Raw genomic sequence first — 16242 nt, forward strand, 5'->3', positions numbered from 1 at the left:
GTTTTAGGCCCAACTCATGAAGAAGTTATCACCACATTAGTCAAAAACGAAGTGAACAGCTACAAACAACTACCGCTTAACTTATATCAAGTACAAACCAAATTCCGGGACGAAATCCGCCCTAGATTTGGCATTATGCGCAGCCGAGAATTCATCATGAAAGATGCCTATTCATTTCACATCGATCAAAGCTGCTTAGAAACGACATACCAAAACATGTATCAAACCTATTGCAATATTTTTGAACGTGTTGGTTTAGATTTTCGTCCAGTAATTGCTGATAACGGCTCTATTGGTGGTAATGCCTCTCATGAATTTCATGTATTAGCAGAATCAGGCGAAGATGATATAGCGTTTAGTAATGGCTCTGACTATGCTGCCAACATTGAAATGGCGAGTGCCCTAGCGCCAACTGGTGAGTGCCCTTTAGGTACTCAAAACTTAGAAAAAGTTGCTACGCCACAACAAAAAACCATCGAAGCAGTTTCAGCATTTTTAGGGGTGGCTGCTGGACAATCGGTTAAAACGCTTATTGTATTAGCTGAACCAGACAAAAAAGGCAAACATGGATTAGTTGCATTAGTATTGCGTGGTGATCACCAACTTAACGAAGTCAAAGCGGAAAAACTCGCTGGTGTATTTACACCGCTTACCATGGCAAGTGAACAACAGATAGAAGATACGCTGCACTGTACCATCGGTTCACTTGGACCGGTTGGCATCACAATACCAGTAATCGTTGATGCTAGTGCCGCTCATCTAGCTGACTTTGTCTGTGGGGCTAATGAAGAGGGTTTTCACTATACAGGTACAAATTGGTCAAGAGATACAGCTGAATTTGAAATTGCGGATATTCGTAATGTAATAACAGGTGATGTATCGCCAGACGGAAAAGGTACTCTAGAAATTAAACGTGGTATCGAAGTAGGCCACATATTTCAACTAGGCGATAAATACTCACAGGCCATGAACTGCGGTGTTTTAGACGAAAATGGAAAACACAAAATACTAAATATGGGCTGTTATGGTATTGGTGTATCTCGCATAGTAGCTGCAGCAGTTGAGCAAAACCATGATAAATATGGGATCATCTGGCCTGACGCTATCGCACCTTTTAGAGTGGCCATTGTTCCGATGAATATGCACAAATCACCACGCGTTGAAGAAATAGCCGAATCTTTATATGCTCAATTAACTGAAGCAGGTGTTGAAGTATTATTTGATGATAGAAAAGAACGTCCGGGCGTCATGTTCAATGATATGGAGCTTGTTGGTATACCTCACACAATAGTGATAGGTGAGCGTAACCTTGACGAAAATAAAGTAGAAGTGAAAAATCGTCGTAGCGGTGAAAAAAAGCTGGTTGAAATTGAGCAATTAGTCGAATTTATTGTTCACTTATAAGTCTTTAATAAACATCAAAAAGCACCTTAATCAAAAAGCACCTTAGAGGTGCTTTTTGATTATATAAAACGACATCATATCAACTTATATCCTTACATACCTTTGCTCATGATTTTATACTAAATAGTTCATTTTCAGTGGTAAAATCTAATATGATAAATGCAAGTAGCTTATAAAGAGACCTTCAATGCAAGTGACCTTCTTCGGTGTACGCGGCTCCTGCCCTGCTCCCGGTCCTAATTTTATCAAATATGGTGGCAATACAGCTTGTGTACATGTTTGTTTAGATGATGGAACCGATATTATTTTAGATGCTGGCACAGGTATAAAAAATCTGGGTCAAGAGCTAATAAAAAAAAATGACGACATTCACCTTTTACTCTCTCACAACCACTGGGATCATATCCAAGGCTTTCCTTTCTTTGCGCCTATTTATCAACCTGACCGAAATATATTTATTACACCTGGTCAGACAAGTTTAAACGCAGACTATGCGATTCTTGAGCAAATGAGTGGCAGCTACTTCCCGGTAGATTACAAAACATTACCATCTAATATTCAAATTATGTCACAACCCAAAGAGGTCAATAATTGGAAAGTTGGTGAAGCAAAAATTAGTCGCTTGGCAATGAATCATCCTGGCAGCGGTAGTTCGTTTTGTATAGAAGCTGATGGCAAAAAAGTCGCTTACATTACTGATAACGAGTTATACCCTCCCTACAAAAAAAACACTGACTTTTTAGACTGGGTAGATTTTAGCCGTAACGCAGATTTAATTATTCATGATGCTCAATATATGATTGCCGATATGCCTACTAAGCTAGGATGGGGTCATTCAGTAGCCGAGGAAGCGGTGAAATTAGCAATGGGTAGTCGAGCAAAACGAATGGCCCTATACAGCCACGACCACATTCGTACAGATGATGAAATTACAAACATAGAAAGTCATTGCCATGAGATAATTGAAATTTGCGGTGCAGACTTAGAACTTTTTGCCGCAGCGGAAGGTTTGACTCTTAAACTATAGAAGTAGTTTTTGTAAGGGTATTTTTTATTTCCAATAATAATATTGTCTAACGCTTCAATAATAACTTGTCAATGTTATCTGTAGTGGATGGTATACCGTTAGGTAAGTCACCACTTTTCAGTAATCACTCGAAAAATCCTGTAAAACACATTTAAAAACATGAGGTCAATATAAATTACCTAATAACATCCCCAATATCAATAGCACTCTGGACATGTCAACTTTACTCAAAAGTTTTACTCAAAAGTGAGGAATTAATCTTCAATTCGCTATTTTTTGTCACGTTGCCCTGCGCTTTGCTATCAACAAAGCCACTACAATCAACAACGAACCGAGTGTAAGCCTTACAAGTTCTTCCATTGTTCCTCCGTTGGCTTCACCAAAAATAAACAAGGAGGCAAACATAGCCATTGGTACGACAGCATTATTAGATGTTGCAAGCACGCCTACGCTCGTTTGGGTTGCACCTTTATTCCAAAAAAAGAAACCAAGCCCAGATGCAACCACTCCAAGATAAACGAGGACGAGCCACTGAGTTGGCGTTGCACTAAATGGAATGGGTGGCTGCTGAGAAATTAACAAAGTAGCAATGCTAGTAAAAGCGGCGGCTCCTAGATATAAAAACCCAAATACTGCGCCATGACTGATGTGAGGTCTAGCCCTCTTCCAATCACGATAATAGACTTGTCCAAAAGCAAAAGCCATATTAGATATTTGCATAAGGCCAAACCCTAACCAAATATCGTTTGAGTCACCATTGTCCATTTTTATAACCGCGGCGCCAAAAACAGAAAGCAGGGTGGCCAACAAATACCAAGGGGTAAAACAATGCTGACGAAGATCGTTGATAATGACGATATAAAGTGGTGTAAGCACACTAAATAACGCGACCAGATGTGATGGCAGAAAACGAAAAGCTGAAAGATAACAAATGTACATAACGCCAAACTGAACGGCACCAATAAGCGTGAGTTGCCATTTTTCCTGCCAACTGGTGTGACAGAGTTTTATAAACGGAATAAAAATCAAAAGTGCAAGCAGCAGGCGAGTATCAGCTATTTGAAGAGGGTCGATACCTTTAAGCGTGTTACCAATGAGCCCAAAGGAAAAAGCCCAGATAAGTGTTGTGATCAACAAATAGATCATTCAAAAAACCTCACATAATTAATTTTAATTGGTATGTATTGTTCAGATACCACTTCATTACTCAAACTATGAATAAGTAATGCATAATAAAGTTCTTTCAGCCCAAATCTTAGCTGCTCACGATGACTAACTAACAAATGGGCGCCTGAATTTGAGCAACATGGCAGCATTAACTTTTACCAGTTATAAGTAACAGTGGCTGTGTACTGTTCTCCCCGTCCTGGTGTTCCAGGGATCTCTTCAAAAGACTCATCCCAAAGATTGTCCGCAGCAAAAATGATATCCAAACCTTGGAATTGGGAAGGAGAGACTTTTAAAGTAAGATGAGTGAAAAAAGCATCGTCGCCATCGTTTCGTAGAATGTTTTGTTCCTGTCTGCGCCACTCGTTATCGACGCGGATTTCAACGTTGTCAGTAAATTGCCAAATGGCACCAAACGTTAGGCGATGGTCTGGGTAGTTCAATGCGTAAAAGCTAGCATCGATATCCACGGCGCCATAGTCTTCAGATTTATCGAGGAATGTATAACTAGTGATAATCTCTGCGTTTGCCAAACGAGTGGTCGCGAGTAGTTCCCAACCCAATGTTTCAATATCCACTGGATTAGCGGAACGAGCCGATGTCGAACTCAAGCTATAGGTCCAATCGGTTAAGTCATCATCCTTACGATAAAAAACGGCACTATCAAGACTCCAAGTTAGTCCGTCGAATGCTAAACCTAATTCTAAATTTTTAGTTGTTTCTCGTTCAAGATTATAATTACTTCTGAACAACCCTCCCGTATTACTGCCGCCGATAGCCGTGTAACCCGCCACTTGACTCGCCTCTGCATAAGAAAGATAAAGAGTCTGAGTGGAGTCGTCGCTGTTGAAGGTGATCCAGGCTATATCACCAATCAATGAAACTTCAGAGTCATCTCGGTCAGTATCGTCAAAGGCAGCTCCCAAACGAAAAGTTAGCTGTTGCTCATCTTTCAAACTCATTTTATATTCAGGCAGGATACTCGCCTTATAATAACGACGAGACGTAAAGTTGTTTTCAAGTGAGGTGGATTCGATGGAGTCTTCGATAAACTGTGCCGAATAATTCAGTGCAAACGATTCTGTTTGCTCATGACGACCAGAAAAAGCGACTGACTTAACTTCAGTTTTGTGGAAGGCCTGAAATATTTCTGGGTTTTCACGAGAAAAAATATAATGGTCGTTGTGACGGCGGGTGTAAGCGGAAATCTCGAATATACTATCTGACGCATAACTCTGTGTATGATTTAACATAAATAATTGTGTTTTAAGATCTTCCGTCTCATTGAAATTAAAAGGTGTATACATATTCGGCCAGCCGAAGAACTTATCTTGAGAGCCAAAAAACAGATCAGTTTGTGATGATGGACCCACGAGTTGAACACGAGCAGAGGTACGATTAAAATCGTGATCGCCATTGTCGATAGTACCGTCACTTTCAGAGAAGGAGTATTCACCCTCAAAACCGATAATCCAATCCTTTGCATTATCTAGTGGCATACTGACACCACTGTGAACTCTGTGTAGATTAAAACTGTTATTACCTGTGCCAATCGAAACACTACCTGCAGTTTTAACCGGTTTCCAGCCAAAAGAAACGGTACCCACAGAACTATTCACACCGTAGAGAGCATTATCTGCTCCAGTCATTATATTAGCCTTACTCAACATTTCCGGAGCGATAGGAATTTCTGAGAAGTAATGACCGGTTTGAGGGTCAAGTAACGTCGCACTTCCCACCCTAAACCCTGTATTTTCAAAAATACCACCACGGATTGTCACATCGGCTTGAGCTTCAGCCATATTTCGTGACTGCAAATCAACACGCGGATCGTATTCTAGGTTTGAAACCAACGAAACGAAGGTTCCAACAGGCTCTTTGTTAGCAGTCGTAGAGCCTTTTACCATAATTTTTTCAATATCATTATTAACTTCATTTGCATCGCCAGATACTGCTGAAAAAGTTACTATGCTGCATAACAAAGCAAACAAATTAGTTTGTACAACTCGGGGCATTTTAATGTTCTCTTTTGGGCAATTTGCTCAATCGATAAAATAAGAGCAATTAATTAGCGCTCATCATCGATTCAGACTAACTGGGGGAGTAATTCCTTCGACTGCGGCCATGGGACGGTTTAAAAAGGCTGGAACAACCAAACTCATCTACAACAATATAATATGTTGGATGGTTGATATGTAATAGTGACCATTATATATTATACCGAGACACATTACACATGGTAATCATTCGCAGTTATAATGTGTCCAGAATTCATAAAATAACTTTCTTTAAAATGCGACTGATAATGCAAATGCAGTAGTCATTTTTATGTTTTCATCGCTAAAAATACACATTTCAAATTGGCAATTGCCAAAAATTAATGGGGCGGCCGTTCAACCTTAAAATTTTTACACAATTCATACATGAAAAAAAAACAACATAACAGGAATACAAATACCCACCAAGAAGTCGTCTATTTTGCTGGCGGCTGCCTATGGGGTGTTCAAGAGTTTATAAAACATTTACCTGGTGTAGAACTGACGGAAGCTGGCCGAGCCAATGGCTCGAGCGATACAACCAAAAGTAATTATGATGGTTACGCGGAGTGCGTAAAAGTAACCTTCGACACAAACGCCGTCAGTGTTGATAAACTTATAGAGTACTTTTTTGAAATTATTGACCCCTACAGCATCAACAAACAGGGGCTGGATGTTGGAAAAAAATACCGAACCGGTATATACAGTCAATTAGATAGCCACCTAAAAATTGCTATTCAGCATATTGCAAAACGTAACGACGCAGATAAGATTGTTGTAGAAATTTTACAACTTTTCAACTATGTCAAAAGCGAAGAGGAACATCAAGAACGATTGACTCGCTTTCCAAATGATTATTGCCATATTCCTCAAAAGGTTTTGCATAAATACAAGTCGGATTAATTGTTTGTACTCATAGCCAGAGAAATCAGAATCATCTTCTAAAAGTAGCCATTTATTAACGCAGTATGCATTAGTGAGCTGAAAGCTCTTAAATGGTTATGTTTTGAACGCAACTAGAGCTTTAGCAATTAGCAAAATTAGACCTTGGTAAAGTCTATTTTGGCGTTGACAATGTCATATCTGCAGAAAATCTAAGATGCTAAATGTAAGCGTACAAAACCGATAACGTATATATCTTGGTTAACTAATAAAATACAGCTACAAAAATAGTTACAAAAAGGCAGCTACAAAGAGTTACTTGAAAATAGCTTAAACATAAACATCTAAATGCTTGGGCCCTTTCGGTTTCTTGTGTTTGGATACGTTGCTTTCCTTAATAACTTTTTTATGGTCAGGTTTACGCTCATTTTGCTGTTGCTGCTTTTCTCTGGCGTCTTTTTCCTCACCTTTTAATTCCTTCTCTTTATCACTTAAAGCGCGCAACACTTCTTGCCTGTCAATTTTTGCAACTTTCTGGCTATCATGTGCAATAGGTACCTTGCCCTCTCGAGGTAAAATTGAAAATAAAAGGTCAGGTGACATAATTTTTCTCTGTTTGATAAATATAGGTCATCAATAAATTTGACAACTTTGTTCATAAAACATTCAATAGCGTGTTTGTAGACTAACATAGTTGATTTAATTTTAAGAAAGCGACGGTTTTCTCAAGAAATATTGTTGCATTAATCGGGTCGATTGCATAATGTATGCGCCACTAAAACGCTGCATACAAAGAAATAAATTATGAATACCACCTTGAAAGCAGTCGTCCATCTTCATATAGCATAGCCTTTCAGGTATTTGCTGGGAGGTCTATTGAACCCTTCTAGCGGCGCAGACACACTCTAAACCCCCGGAAGGCATCTTTCGGGGGTTTTTCTTTTAGGTCGCTCTTTAGGCCGGTAAAACTACTAATAAGCTGCACGTTAAGTAATAAATTTTTTAATAGGATTAGAATAAACATGATTGATAACAATAGATTACGTATCGCTGTACAAAAATCAGGAAGATTGAGTGACGACAGCATTTCTTTATTAAAAGCCATTGGCATTAAATTGCAAATTCGCGACCGGTTGTTGATTGCTCATTCTACTAACCAGCCTATAGATTTATTACTGGTACGTGACGACGACATCCCAGGTTTAGTGATGGATGAGGTGGTTGATTTGGGCTTTATCGGCCAAAACGAAGTAGAAGAGAAGATGCTAGAACGACAAGCCGCAGGCAAAAAATCTGAATATATCGAGCTTAGACGTCTAGATTATGGCGGTTGCCGTTTGTCTATTGCAGTACCTAATGAAATGGATTACCAAGGATTAGAGTCGTTACAAGACAAAAAAGTTGCTACGACTTATCCTTTTTTATTGGAACGTTTTTTCAAAGAAAAAAACATTAACGCGAGTACAGTAATGTTAACTGGCTCGGTCGAAGTTGCCCCTCGTGCTGGTTTAGCAGATGCCATATGCGACTTAGTATCAACTGGTGCAACACTTGAAGCCAATGGTTTGCAAGAAGTGGATGAAATATTTAGATCAAAAGCGGTATTCATTCAGCGCGGCGGAGAAATGTCAGAAGCCAAACAAGCACTGATCAGTAGAATGCTGCCACGTATGGATGGCATAACCCAAGCCAAGGAAAGCAAGTACATCATGTTACATGCGCCAAAAGCTTATTTAGAACAAGTTAAAAGTTTATTACCAGGTTCTGAAACCCCCACCGTTTTGCCACTTGCTGGTAGAGATGAAACAGTCGCTATTCACGTGGTAAGTCCTGAAACTCTGTTTTGGGAAACGATGGAAAAACTCAAAGCATTGGGTTGTAGTTCGATCCTGGTGATGCCGATTGAAAAGATGATGTCTTAAGGCAAAATCAAAATTAGTAAGAGGCTAAATAGTCATGCAAATATGGGCACAACTGAACCCAACTGAACAAGCTAAATTACTTAGCAGACCTGCGCTTGCCGATAGTCAAGCTTTGAGCAACACAGTAACTGATATTATCGAGCAAGTTAAGCAGCAAGGCGATAAAGCCTTGTTGGCTTTTACTGAGCGTTTTGATGGCGTAAAGTTAGACAGCATAAGGTTTAATGATGAGTCACTCAGCAGCTTTGCTGGCCAGATCAAACCTGAAGTTAAATGGGCAATAGATCAAGCCTATGCCAACATAAAAGCTTTCCACCAAGCTCAATACCCCGAAGATGTTGTCGTTGAAACTACCCCGGGTGTAGTTTGTGAACTTAAACATGCGCCTTTAGCATCCGTTGGTTTATATATTCCCGGTGGAACAGCTCCGCTACCTTCAACCGTTTTAATGTTGGGCGCTACCGCTCAAGTTGCGGGTTGTGCTAGAAAAGTTATTTGCACACCGCCCAACAAAAAAGGCAAAGTTGCGGTTGAAATCCTCTATGCAGCTAGCTTATGTGGCATTGACGAAATTTATTTAGTCGGCGGAGCACAAGCGATTGCAGCTTTGGCACTGGGTACTGAAAGTATTATCAAAGTCGACAAAATTTTTGGCCCCGGCAATAGTTATGTTACTGAAGCCAAACAACAGGTCAGCCTTATCCCAGCAGGTCCTGCGATTGACATGCCAGCAGGACCTTCCGAGGTGTTAGTCATTGCTGATGAGCATGCTAATCCGGTATTTGTTGCTGCTGATTTACTGTCGCAAGCCGAGCATGGTACTGACTCTCAGGCTGTATTAGTGTCCAGCAGTGACGAATTAATCAAAGCGGTTAAACATCAGGTCACGCTTCAACTAAAAACATTAAGTCGCCAAACTATCGCTGAAAAAGCAGTACAACACAGCCGTTACATTTTGACAAACACCATAGAACAAGCCTATGAAGTGAGTAATGCCTATGCGCCAGAACACCTTATTGTGCAAGTTGAAAACGCCCGAGATAGCTTGAACAAGCTAACCAATGCAGGGTCGATATTTGTTGGTCAATGGTCGCCAGAGTCTGCTGGAGATTATGCAAGTGGCACCAACCACGTGTTACCTACTTATGGCTACGCTCGTAATTATTCTAGCTTGGGCTTGGCTGATTTTATGCGTCGCTACACAGTTCAAGAGTTGAGCTACCAAGGTTTAAAAAATATTGGCAATGCGATTATGGATCTAGCTGATGCAGAGGGTTTGGATGCTCACAGGCAAGCTGTTGCACTTAGATTAAACGCTGAATACTTACAAAATGAAGAATCATGAGTGATTTAGTGGGCAAGTTAATCTGCGAAAATCTCAAAGCATTAAAGCCTTATGAATCAGCTAGGCGAATTTTTGCTGGCGGCGATAGCGAAAGTGAAACTTGGCTAAACGCTAATGAGTCACCTTTTGCTAATGATTTTAATATTGAGACTGCACACTTTAACCGTTATCCAGATTGCCAGCCCCAAAGTGTATTAGTACCTTATGCAAAGTACGCAGGTGTGCAAGCCAACCAGTTATTGGTAAGTCGCGGTGCTGACGAAGGCATTGAATTATTGATCCGCACATTTTGCACACCGGGCAAGGACAGCATCTTAATTTGTCCCCCCACTTATGGCATGTATGCCATCAGTGCTGAGACTTGTAATGTAGGTATTGAGAGAGTACCGCTAAATACTGATTTTTCCTTAGACTTGCCTGCTATTAATGCTCACCAAAATAAAGTAAATCTAGTATTCATTTGTTCCCCTAATAACCCAACAGGGACATCTATTGGCAAAGCTCAGCTTCAACAAGTTTTAGAACACTTTGCCGACACGGCTTTAGTTGTTGTCGACGAAGCGTATATTGAGTTTGATGCCAGCAACACATGGGCAACTGAATTAGCCGCGTATCCCAACCTAGTGATACTTCGCACTTTATCCAAGGCGTTTGCATTGGCAGGCTTGCGTTGCGGTTTCACTTTAGCCAATAGTGACGTAATACAGAGCATTATGAAGGTGATTGCACCCTACCCTATGCCAGAACCCGTAGCACAGATAGCTGCACAGGCGCTCAGCCCAAAAGGGCTTCAGCAAATGTCTGAACAAGTTGATTATTTGCAGGGCCAAAAATTATGGGTTAAACAAAAGCTAAGTCAATTACCTGGGCTAGAATTAATCGGCAGCGATAACGCTAATTTTATATTGTTTCGTCACCCACAAAAACCAGCGTTAATGGACTTTTTAGTAAAAAATTCAGTACTCATCCGTGATCAATCTAAACAAGTTAGTTTAGATAATTGCCTGCGTATAACGCTTGGCACCCAACAACAAAATGAAAAACTGCTAGCATTAATGGTACGCTTTTTTACACAACAGAGAGAATTAGCATGAGCCAGCAACCTATTCTTTTTATCGACCGTGACGGTACTTTAGTTGAAGAGCCTGCCATCGATAAACAACTTGATAACCTAGAAAAGTTAGTCTTCGAACCACAAGTTCTTCCTGTGTTGCTCAAGTTACAACAAAATGGTTTTCGTCTAGTCATGGTTTCAAACCAAGATGGTTTAGGAACAGAAAGCTTTCCACAAGCCGATTTTGACTTGGCCCACAACAAAATGATGGAATTTTTTGGTGGTCAAGGTGTGACCTTTGATGACGTATTGATTTGCCCTCACTTTGCCACTGATAACTGTGCTTGTCGCAAACCTAAACTAGGTTTAGTTAAGGATTATTTGCAACAAGGTAAAATTGATTTCACTCGTTCATTTGTCATTGGCGACCGCGATACCGATATTCAGCTAGCTGAAAACATGGGTATCGTTGGTATTAAATACCATCGCGACAATAACAATTGGCAAGCAATTGAAAAGCATTTGTTGGCCTCAGCTCGTGTAGCACATGTGGTACGTAAAACATCTGAAACTAATATCAACGTTACGGTAGATTTAGACTCAAGTGCAAAATCCACTATCCACACAGGCCTTGGGTTTTTCGACCATATGCTTGATCAAGTAGCTACCCATGCCGGTTTTGAACTGACCCTTATTGTAGATGGCGATTTACATATAGACGATCACCACAGCGTAGAAGATACAGCCCTTGCACTTGGCGAAGCCCTTAAAAAAGCATTAGGCGATAAACGCGGTATTGGCCGTTTTGGTTTTGCTTTACCCATGGACGAATGTCGCGCTGAGTGTATTATGGATATTTCTAATCGCCCACACCTGAAGTTCGATGCTAAATTCAGTCGTGAAAAAGTAGGCGAAATGGCTACAGAAATGGTGCCACATTTTTTTTACTCCATGGCACAATCGATGGGTCTATCAATGCACATTTCAACTACCGAAGGCAATGCCCATCATCAAGTTGAAAGTTTATTTAAAGTATTTGGACGCGCATTGCGCCAAGCGATCCACAAACAAGGTGAAGCGTTGCCTAGCACTAAGGGTGCCTTGTAAACATGACCTCGCAACAAATTGTCATTGTAAATACTGGCTGCGCGAATATTTCATCGGTTAAATTTGCGGTTGAGCGCTTAGGTAAACAAGTTACCGTAAGTGATGATTTAGCCGTTATTCAACAAGCAGACAAAGTGTTTTTACCGGGTGTAGGCAGTGCTAATGCTGCCATGGCCAGCATCAAGAAAAAACAACTTATCAGCTGTATTCAAGGCCTCACTCAACCTGTACTTGGCATATGTCTAGGTATGCAATTAATGGTGGAAAAATCAGAAGAAAGCCTTGCCGATAACACTCCTTGTTTAGGCCTTATGCCAGGGCAAGTGAAACGTATGCAAGTAGGTGATTTACGCTTACCGCATATGGGCTGGAATACGGTCACACCAATAGATAATGCGCCTTTATTTAAAGGAATCGATGTGGGTAGTTACTTTTATTTTGTTCACAGCTTTGCTGTTGCAGTTTCAGATTTGACAATGGCAAGTTGTCAGTATGGAATGGATTTTTCTGCTGCTATCTACCTGGACAACTTTTTTGGAGTGCAATTTCACCCAGAACGCTCAAGCGATGCGGGTGCACAGCTTTTAAAAAACTTTATCGATTTATAAAAACCGTATGATACAAAGCAGAGTCATAAAAAAAGGTTAATAAGTACATATATGATCATCCCCGCAATAGATTTAATTGAAGGCTCAGTAGTTCGCTTATACCAGGGTGACTACGAACAAAAAACTGAATACAAACTAGACCCTATCGATGTCGTCCATAATTATGCCGACCAAGGAGCTCAGTGGTTACATATTGTTGATTTAACCGGTGCTAAAGACACTAGCAAACGTCAACTCAATCTTATTAGCAAGATGGTTGCCACTGGTCGTATGCTTTTTCAAGCAGGCGGTGGTATTCGCAGCGAAGAGGATGTTAAACAGCTGTTAGACATCGGCGTAAAACGTGTGGTTATCGGTTCATTAGCGGTCAAAGAGCCTGAATTGGTGAAAGGCTGGGTCAAAAAATACGGCGCCGACGCCATCGTGTTAGCACTTGATATTAACATTGACGAGTCAGGCAACAAATTTATTGCCACCCACGGCTGGCAAGAAAATTCAGGTGTGTCTATTGAAACATTACTAAAAGATTTTTTATCTGTGGGTGCTAAACACGTACTTTGCACTGACATCAGTCGCGACGGCACCTTGCAAGGGGCAAATCATCAACTTTACACTGAAATGACTCAACAATTTCCTAGTGTAGGTTGGCAAGCATCCGGTGGTATTGGTAATCTTAACGATATCGCAGTGCTTAAACCTACCAAAGTAAGTGGAGTCATCTTAGGCCGTGCACTATTGGAAGGTAAATTCACAGTAGAACAAGCAATTGAATGTTGGAATACAGCCCAATAGAAGATGTTTAGCAACACATACTAGGTAAGCTCGGCAACATTCATACATAACAACAAATTAGGAAATTATCATGGCGGCTTTTGGTACAGTGTTTATGCCTCGTATGGCGTTCACTACCTTTGAAAATGAGCAATGGAGCGAAGCAAAAATTGTTGCATCTAACAGCATTCAATTACATCCCGGTGCTCATGTTTTACATTACTCCAGCACCTGTTTCGAAGGATTGAAGGCCTTCAAACATACTGATGGCAGTGTCCATGTTTTCAGAATGGATCAGAACCTTGCACGTTTTGAACAAAGCAGTCGTTTGTTGTCGTTGCCAGATATTGAGCCAACGCAAATTTCAAAAATGATTCTAGATATTGTTGAGCAATACAGCGCTGATATTCCAGAGCCACCGGGCTCTATGTATATCCGTCCCACACACATAGGGACAGAAGCAGCAATAGGCAAAGCAGCTGCACCTAGCGCTAGTTCGATGTTATATGTGCTAATTTCTCCAGTCGGTGACTACTTTGCAGGCGGTGCCAAACCTCTTAGAGTGTTACTCGACGAAACGGGTATGCGCTGTTCTCCACATATGGGCATGATCAAAAGTGGTGGTAATTATGCCAGTGCACTGGGTCCCATTTTAGCTGCAAAACGTGATGTTCAAGCGGATCAGATTTTATTTTGCCCAAATGGAGATGTACAAGAAACAGGCGCAGCTAATTTTTTACTGATTGACGGTAATGAAATTATTACTAAAGCATTGGACCAAACCTTTTTACATGGTGTTACCCGCAACTCAATCTTAACCTTAGCCGCAGACTTAGGTATGAAAGTTACAGAGACCCAATTAACCGTTGATGAATTATTAGAAAGAGCTGCTAAACCTAATGTCGAAGCAGCTTTATCAGGCACTGCAGCAGTTCTTACATCTGTAGGCATGCTAATTCATAATGGTAAAGAGCATCCAGTAGGCTCAGGTGAACATGGCCCGACGACTCAAAAGCTACGTCAAGTACTGAACGATATTCAGTGGGGCAATGCACCGGACAAACACAATTGGTTGACTAGGGTAGGGTAATTGCAGCTATAAGCTATGATGCCAGGCACCTCATAATCCAAACTAAGTAGATCAGCATAACAAATACTAGAAGTGCTGATGCCAGTTTTATTTTAAGTTTTAATTCGAATATTGAAACTGAACTCCATAGCTTTTTTATAGGTTTTTTTTATGTTAGCTAGACGTATTATCCCTTGCTTAGATGTCAAAGATGGCAAGGTTGTTAAGGGTGTGAAGTTTCGTAATCACGAAATCATTGGTGATATAGTGCCTTTAGCACAACAGTATGCTGAGCAAGGTGCAGACGAGTTGGTGTTTTATGACATCACAGCATCCAGTGACCAACGTGTTGTGGATAAAAGCTGGGTGACCCGTATTGCTCAAGTCATCGATATTCCCTTTTGTGTCGCAGGCGGTATTAAAACAATTGAAGAAGCGGGTAAAATATTAGAAATGGGAGCTGACAAAATATCTATCAACTCTCCGGCTCTTGCTGATCCTGAATTAATTACCCGCTTACACGACACCTTTGGCCAACAATGTGTCGTAGTAGGTATCGACAGCTTTTACAATGAAGAAACAGGTAAATACCAAGTTCATCAATACACGGGTGACGAGACGCGCACTCAAGTCACCGCTTGGGAAACCGTTGATTGGGTCAAAGAAGTTCAACAACGTGGTGCAGGTGAAATTGTTCTTAATTGTATGAACCAAGATGGTGTTCGCAAAGGTTACGACATCCAACAACTGACTATTATTCGGAAAAAATGTTTTGTACCCTTAATTGCATCAGGTGGTGCAGGCGAGTCTGAGCACTTTAGAGACGTATTTGAACAAGCTGACGTAGATGGCGCATTAGCCGCATCGGTATTCCATAAAGGCATTATCCCAATACCTGTATTAAAAACTTATTTGCGTACACAGAATATAGTAATTAGAGATTAAAGCCGCTTCGAGCGACGAACTTTCAGCAAAAGTTATTAGCGCAGTAAAAATAGAAGAAATAAACAAAATCGCTCTTATACTGGGTGGTTTAATGAAAAGCCTAAATAGATAGTAATTGCTATTCTTAAGGCGACACAGCTATTCTCACACAGCGGTTAGCTTTTAGCTCAAAGCTTATTTACATTAGAGATTAAGATGATTATTACAAAAGAAAATGTGGCAAAACTGGCTTGGGATAAGATGGAAAACTTGATCCCTTGTATCGTTCAAAATGCAGTCAGTGGTAAAATGTTGATGCAGGGTTTTATGAACCAAGAGGCGTTAGATAAAACCTTAGATACCGGTTTGGTGACTTTTTTTAGTCGTTCAAAACAACGGTTGTGGACTAAGGGTGAAGAGTCTGGGAATAGTTTAAACTTAGTCGAAATAACTAGTGACTGCGACGACGATTCTTTACTTGCTTTGGTCAATCCAATTGGGCCTACATGCCATAAAGGTACAGAAACATGTTGGGCAGATAGCCAATCCGCTGATATCAGTTTTATTGCTGAGTTAGAAAGTGTGATTGCCTCACGTAAAGGCGCCAGTCCTGATTCTAGTTACACCGCACATCTTTATAGCAAAGGTATCAAGCGCATAGCTCAGAAGGTCGGTGAAGAAGGCGTCGAAACAGCATTAGCGGCGACCGTAAAGGACTTAGAAGAATTAAAAAATGAGTCTGCAGATTTGTTGTATCACTTAATAGTATTACTACAAGCTAGTGATTTGAATTTATCTGATGTCATCAATGTATTAAAAGCACGTCATTTAAAATAGCTTCCTACCACTATTATTTATTCCTTCATGCAACGTGAAGGGATAAATAATCAGTTTAAAAATAAGTATCAATTTAGACATCTCAACAG

General features: G+C 40.5%; 15 protein-coding genes. 12 read left to right on the forward strand and 3 right to left on the reverse strand.

Translation table 11 applies throughout. The features are described from left to right. A partial coding sequence (locus QZ562_RS13875) for a proline--tRNA ligase (RefSeq protein WP_293761168.1) occupies nucleotides 1-1404 on the forward strand: 1404 nt, incomplete at its 5' end. A gap of 187 nt (nucleotides 1405-1591) precedes the next feature. After that, entirely contained in the window at nucleotides 1592-2431 is an 840-nt protein-coding gene (locus QZ562_RS13880) for an MBL fold metallo-hydrolase (RefSeq protein ID WP_293761171.1), read from the forward strand. Between the two features lie 279 nt (nucleotides 2432-2710). Here QZ562_RS13880 and QZ562_RS13885 read toward each other — a convergent pair whose 3' ends face one another. Further along, nucleotides 2711-3577, reverse strand: coding sequence for an EamA family transporter (locus QZ562_RS13885; RefSeq protein WP_293761174.1), 867 nt, complete (start codon nucleotides 3575-3577; stop codon nucleotides 2711-2713). 176 nt (nucleotides 3578-3753) lie between these two features. Beyond that, complete coding sequence (locus QZ562_RS13890) at nucleotides 3754-5613, reverse strand: TonB-dependent receptor (protein ID WP_293761177.1); 1860 nt, start codon at nucleotides 5611-5613, stop codon at nucleotides 3754-3756. 408 nt (nucleotides 5614-6021) lie between these two features. Between QZ562_RS13890 and QZ562_RS13895 the strand changes: the two genes are divergently transcribed. Beyond that, nucleotides 6022-6537, forward strand: coding sequence for a peptide-methionine (S)-S-oxide reductase (locus QZ562_RS13895; protein ID WP_293761179.1), 516 nt, complete (start codon nucleotides 6022-6024; stop codon nucleotides 6535-6537). A gap of 309 nt (nucleotides 6538-6846) precedes the next feature. Here the strand turns inward: QZ562_RS13895 and QZ562_RS13900 are convergent, their stop codons facing one another. Then, the gene (locus QZ562_RS13900; protein ID WP_293761182.1) at nucleotides 6847-7119 is read right to left on the reverse strand and encodes a hypothetical protein; all 273 of its coding nucleotides are present in this window, start codon (nucleotides 7117-7119) and stop codon (nucleotides 6847-6849) included. Between the two features lie 419 nt (nucleotides 7120-7538). Here QZ562_RS13900 and hisG point away from each other — a divergent pair, with 419 nt between their 5' ends. From hisG to hisIE, 9 genes are all read left to right on the forward strand, one after another. Further along, a complete protein-coding gene (gene hisG / locus QZ562_RS13905) occupies nucleotides 7539-8438 on the forward strand; it encodes an ATP phosphoribosyltransferase (protein ID WP_293761185.1) in 900 nt (299 codons plus the stop codon). Nucleotides 8439-8472: 34 nt separating this feature from the next. After that, nucleotides 8473-9783, forward strand: a complete 1311-nt coding sequence (hisD, locus tag QZ562_RS13910; protein ID WP_293761188.1) for a histidinol dehydrogenase — start codon at nucleotides 8473-8475, stop codon at nucleotides 9781-9783. Continuing rightward, nucleotides 9780-10877 (forward strand): histidinol-phosphate transaminase, encoded by a 1098-nt coding sequence (hisC, locus tag QZ562_RS13915; RefSeq protein WP_293761191.1) that lies wholly within the window; start codon nucleotides 9780-9782, stop codon nucleotides 10875-10877. The genes hisD and hisC overlap by 4 nt, the downstream gene beginning before the upstream one ends. After that, the gene (hisB, locus tag QZ562_RS13920) at nucleotides 10874-11944 is read left to right on the forward strand and encodes a bifunctional histidinol-phosphatase/imidazoleglycerol-phosphate dehydratase HisB (protein WP_293761194.1); all 1071 of its coding nucleotides are present in this window, start codon (nucleotides 10874-10876) and stop codon (nucleotides 11942-11944) included. The genes hisC and hisB overlap by 4 nt, the downstream gene beginning before the upstream one ends. Before the next feature lie 2 nt (nucleotides 11945-11946). Beyond that, nucleotides 11947-12552 (forward strand): imidazole glycerol phosphate synthase subunit HisH, encoded by a 606-nt coding sequence (gene hisH, locus QZ562_RS13925; protein WP_293761197.1) that lies wholly within the window; start codon nucleotides 11947-11949, stop codon nucleotides 12550-12552. Nucleotides 12553-12603: 51 nt separating this feature from the next. Further along, on the forward strand, nucleotides 12604-13344 hold the full coding sequence (gene hisA / locus QZ562_RS13930; protein ID WP_293761200.1) for a 1-(5-phosphoribosyl)-5-[(5-phosphoribosylamino)methylideneamino]imidazole-4-carboxamide isomerase: 741 nt from the start codon (nucleotides 12604-12606) through the stop codon (nucleotides 13342-13344). 70 nt (nucleotides 13345-13414) lie between these two features. After that, complete coding sequence (locus QZ562_RS13935) at nucleotides 13415-14413, forward strand: branched-chain amino acid aminotransferase (protein WP_293761203.1); 999 nt, start codon at nucleotides 13415-13417, stop codon at nucleotides 14411-14413. 150 nt (nucleotides 14414-14563) lie between these two features. Then, on the forward strand, nucleotides 14564-15337 hold the full coding sequence (gene hisF / locus QZ562_RS13940; protein WP_293761206.1) for an imidazole glycerol phosphate synthase subunit HisF: 774 nt from the start codon (nucleotides 14564-14566) through the stop codon (nucleotides 15335-15337). 195 nt (nucleotides 15338-15532) lie between these two features. After that, nucleotides 15533-16153 (forward strand): bifunctional phosphoribosyl-AMP cyclohydrolase/phosphoribosyl-ATP diphosphatase HisIE, encoded by a 621-nt coding sequence (gene hisIE, locus QZ562_RS13945; RefSeq protein WP_293761209.1) that lies wholly within the window; start codon nucleotides 15533-15535, stop codon nucleotides 16151-16153. Nucleotides 16154-16242: the final 89 nt, after the last annotated feature.

Source organism: uncultured Paraglaciecola sp. (assembly GCF_913058035.1).
In the GTDB taxonomy this organism is placed as follows: domain Bacteria; phylum Pseudomonadota; class Gammaproteobacteria; order Enterobacterales; family Alteromonadaceae; genus Paraglaciecola.

Bases quoted from the DNA above. Each gene is read 5' to 3' on its own strand.
- QZ562_RS13880 (WP_293761171.1), top strand. From the start codon at position 1,592: ATGCAAGTGACCTTCTTCGGTGTACGCGGCTCCTGCCCTGCTCCCGGT.
- QZ562_RS13885 (WP_293761174.1), bottom strand. From the start codon at position 3,577: ATGATCTATTTGTTGATCACAACACTTATCTGGGCTTTTTCCTTTGGG.
- QZ562_RS13890 (WP_293761177.1), bottom strand. From the start codon at position 5,613: ATGCCCCGAGTTGTACAAACTAATTTGTTTGCTTTGTTATGCAGCATA.
- QZ562_RS13895 (WP_293761179.1), top strand. From the start codon at position 6,022: ATGAAAAAAAAACAACATAACAGGAATACAAATACCCACCAAGAAGTC.
- QZ562_RS13900 (WP_293761182.1), bottom strand. From the start codon at position 7,119: ATGTCACCTGACCTTTTATTTTCAATTTTACCTCGAGAGGGCAAGGTA.
- hisG (WP_293761185.1), top strand. From the start codon at position 7,539: ATGATTGATAACAATAGATTACGTATCGCTGTACAAAAATCAGGAAGA.
- hisD (WP_293761188.1), top strand. From the start codon at position 8,473: ATGCAAATATGGGCACAACTGAACCCAACTGAACAAGCTAAATTACTT.
- hisC (WP_293761191.1), top strand. From the start codon at position 9,780: ATGAGTGATTTAGTGGGCAAGTTAATCTGCGAAAATCTCAAAGCATTA.
- hisB (WP_293761194.1), top strand. From the start codon at position 10,874: ATGAGCCAGCAACCTATTCTTTTTATCGACCGTGACGGTACTTTAGTT.
- hisH (WP_293761197.1), top strand. From the start codon at position 11,947: ATGACCTCGCAACAAATTGTCATTGTAAATACTGGCTGCGCGAATATT.
- hisA (WP_293761200.1), top strand. From the start codon at position 12,604: ATGATCATCCCCGCAATAGATTTAATTGAAGGCTCAGTAGTTCGCTTA.
- QZ562_RS13935 (WP_293761203.1), top strand. From the start codon at position 13,415: ATGGCGGCTTTTGGTACAGTGTTTATGCCTCGTATGGCGTTCACTACC.
- hisF (WP_293761206.1), top strand. From the start codon at position 14,564: ATGTTAGCTAGACGTATTATCCCTTGCTTAGATGTCAAAGATGGCAAG.
- hisIE (WP_293761209.1), top strand. From the start codon at position 15,533: ATGATTATTACAAAAGAAAATGTGGCAAAACTGGCTTGGGATAAGATG.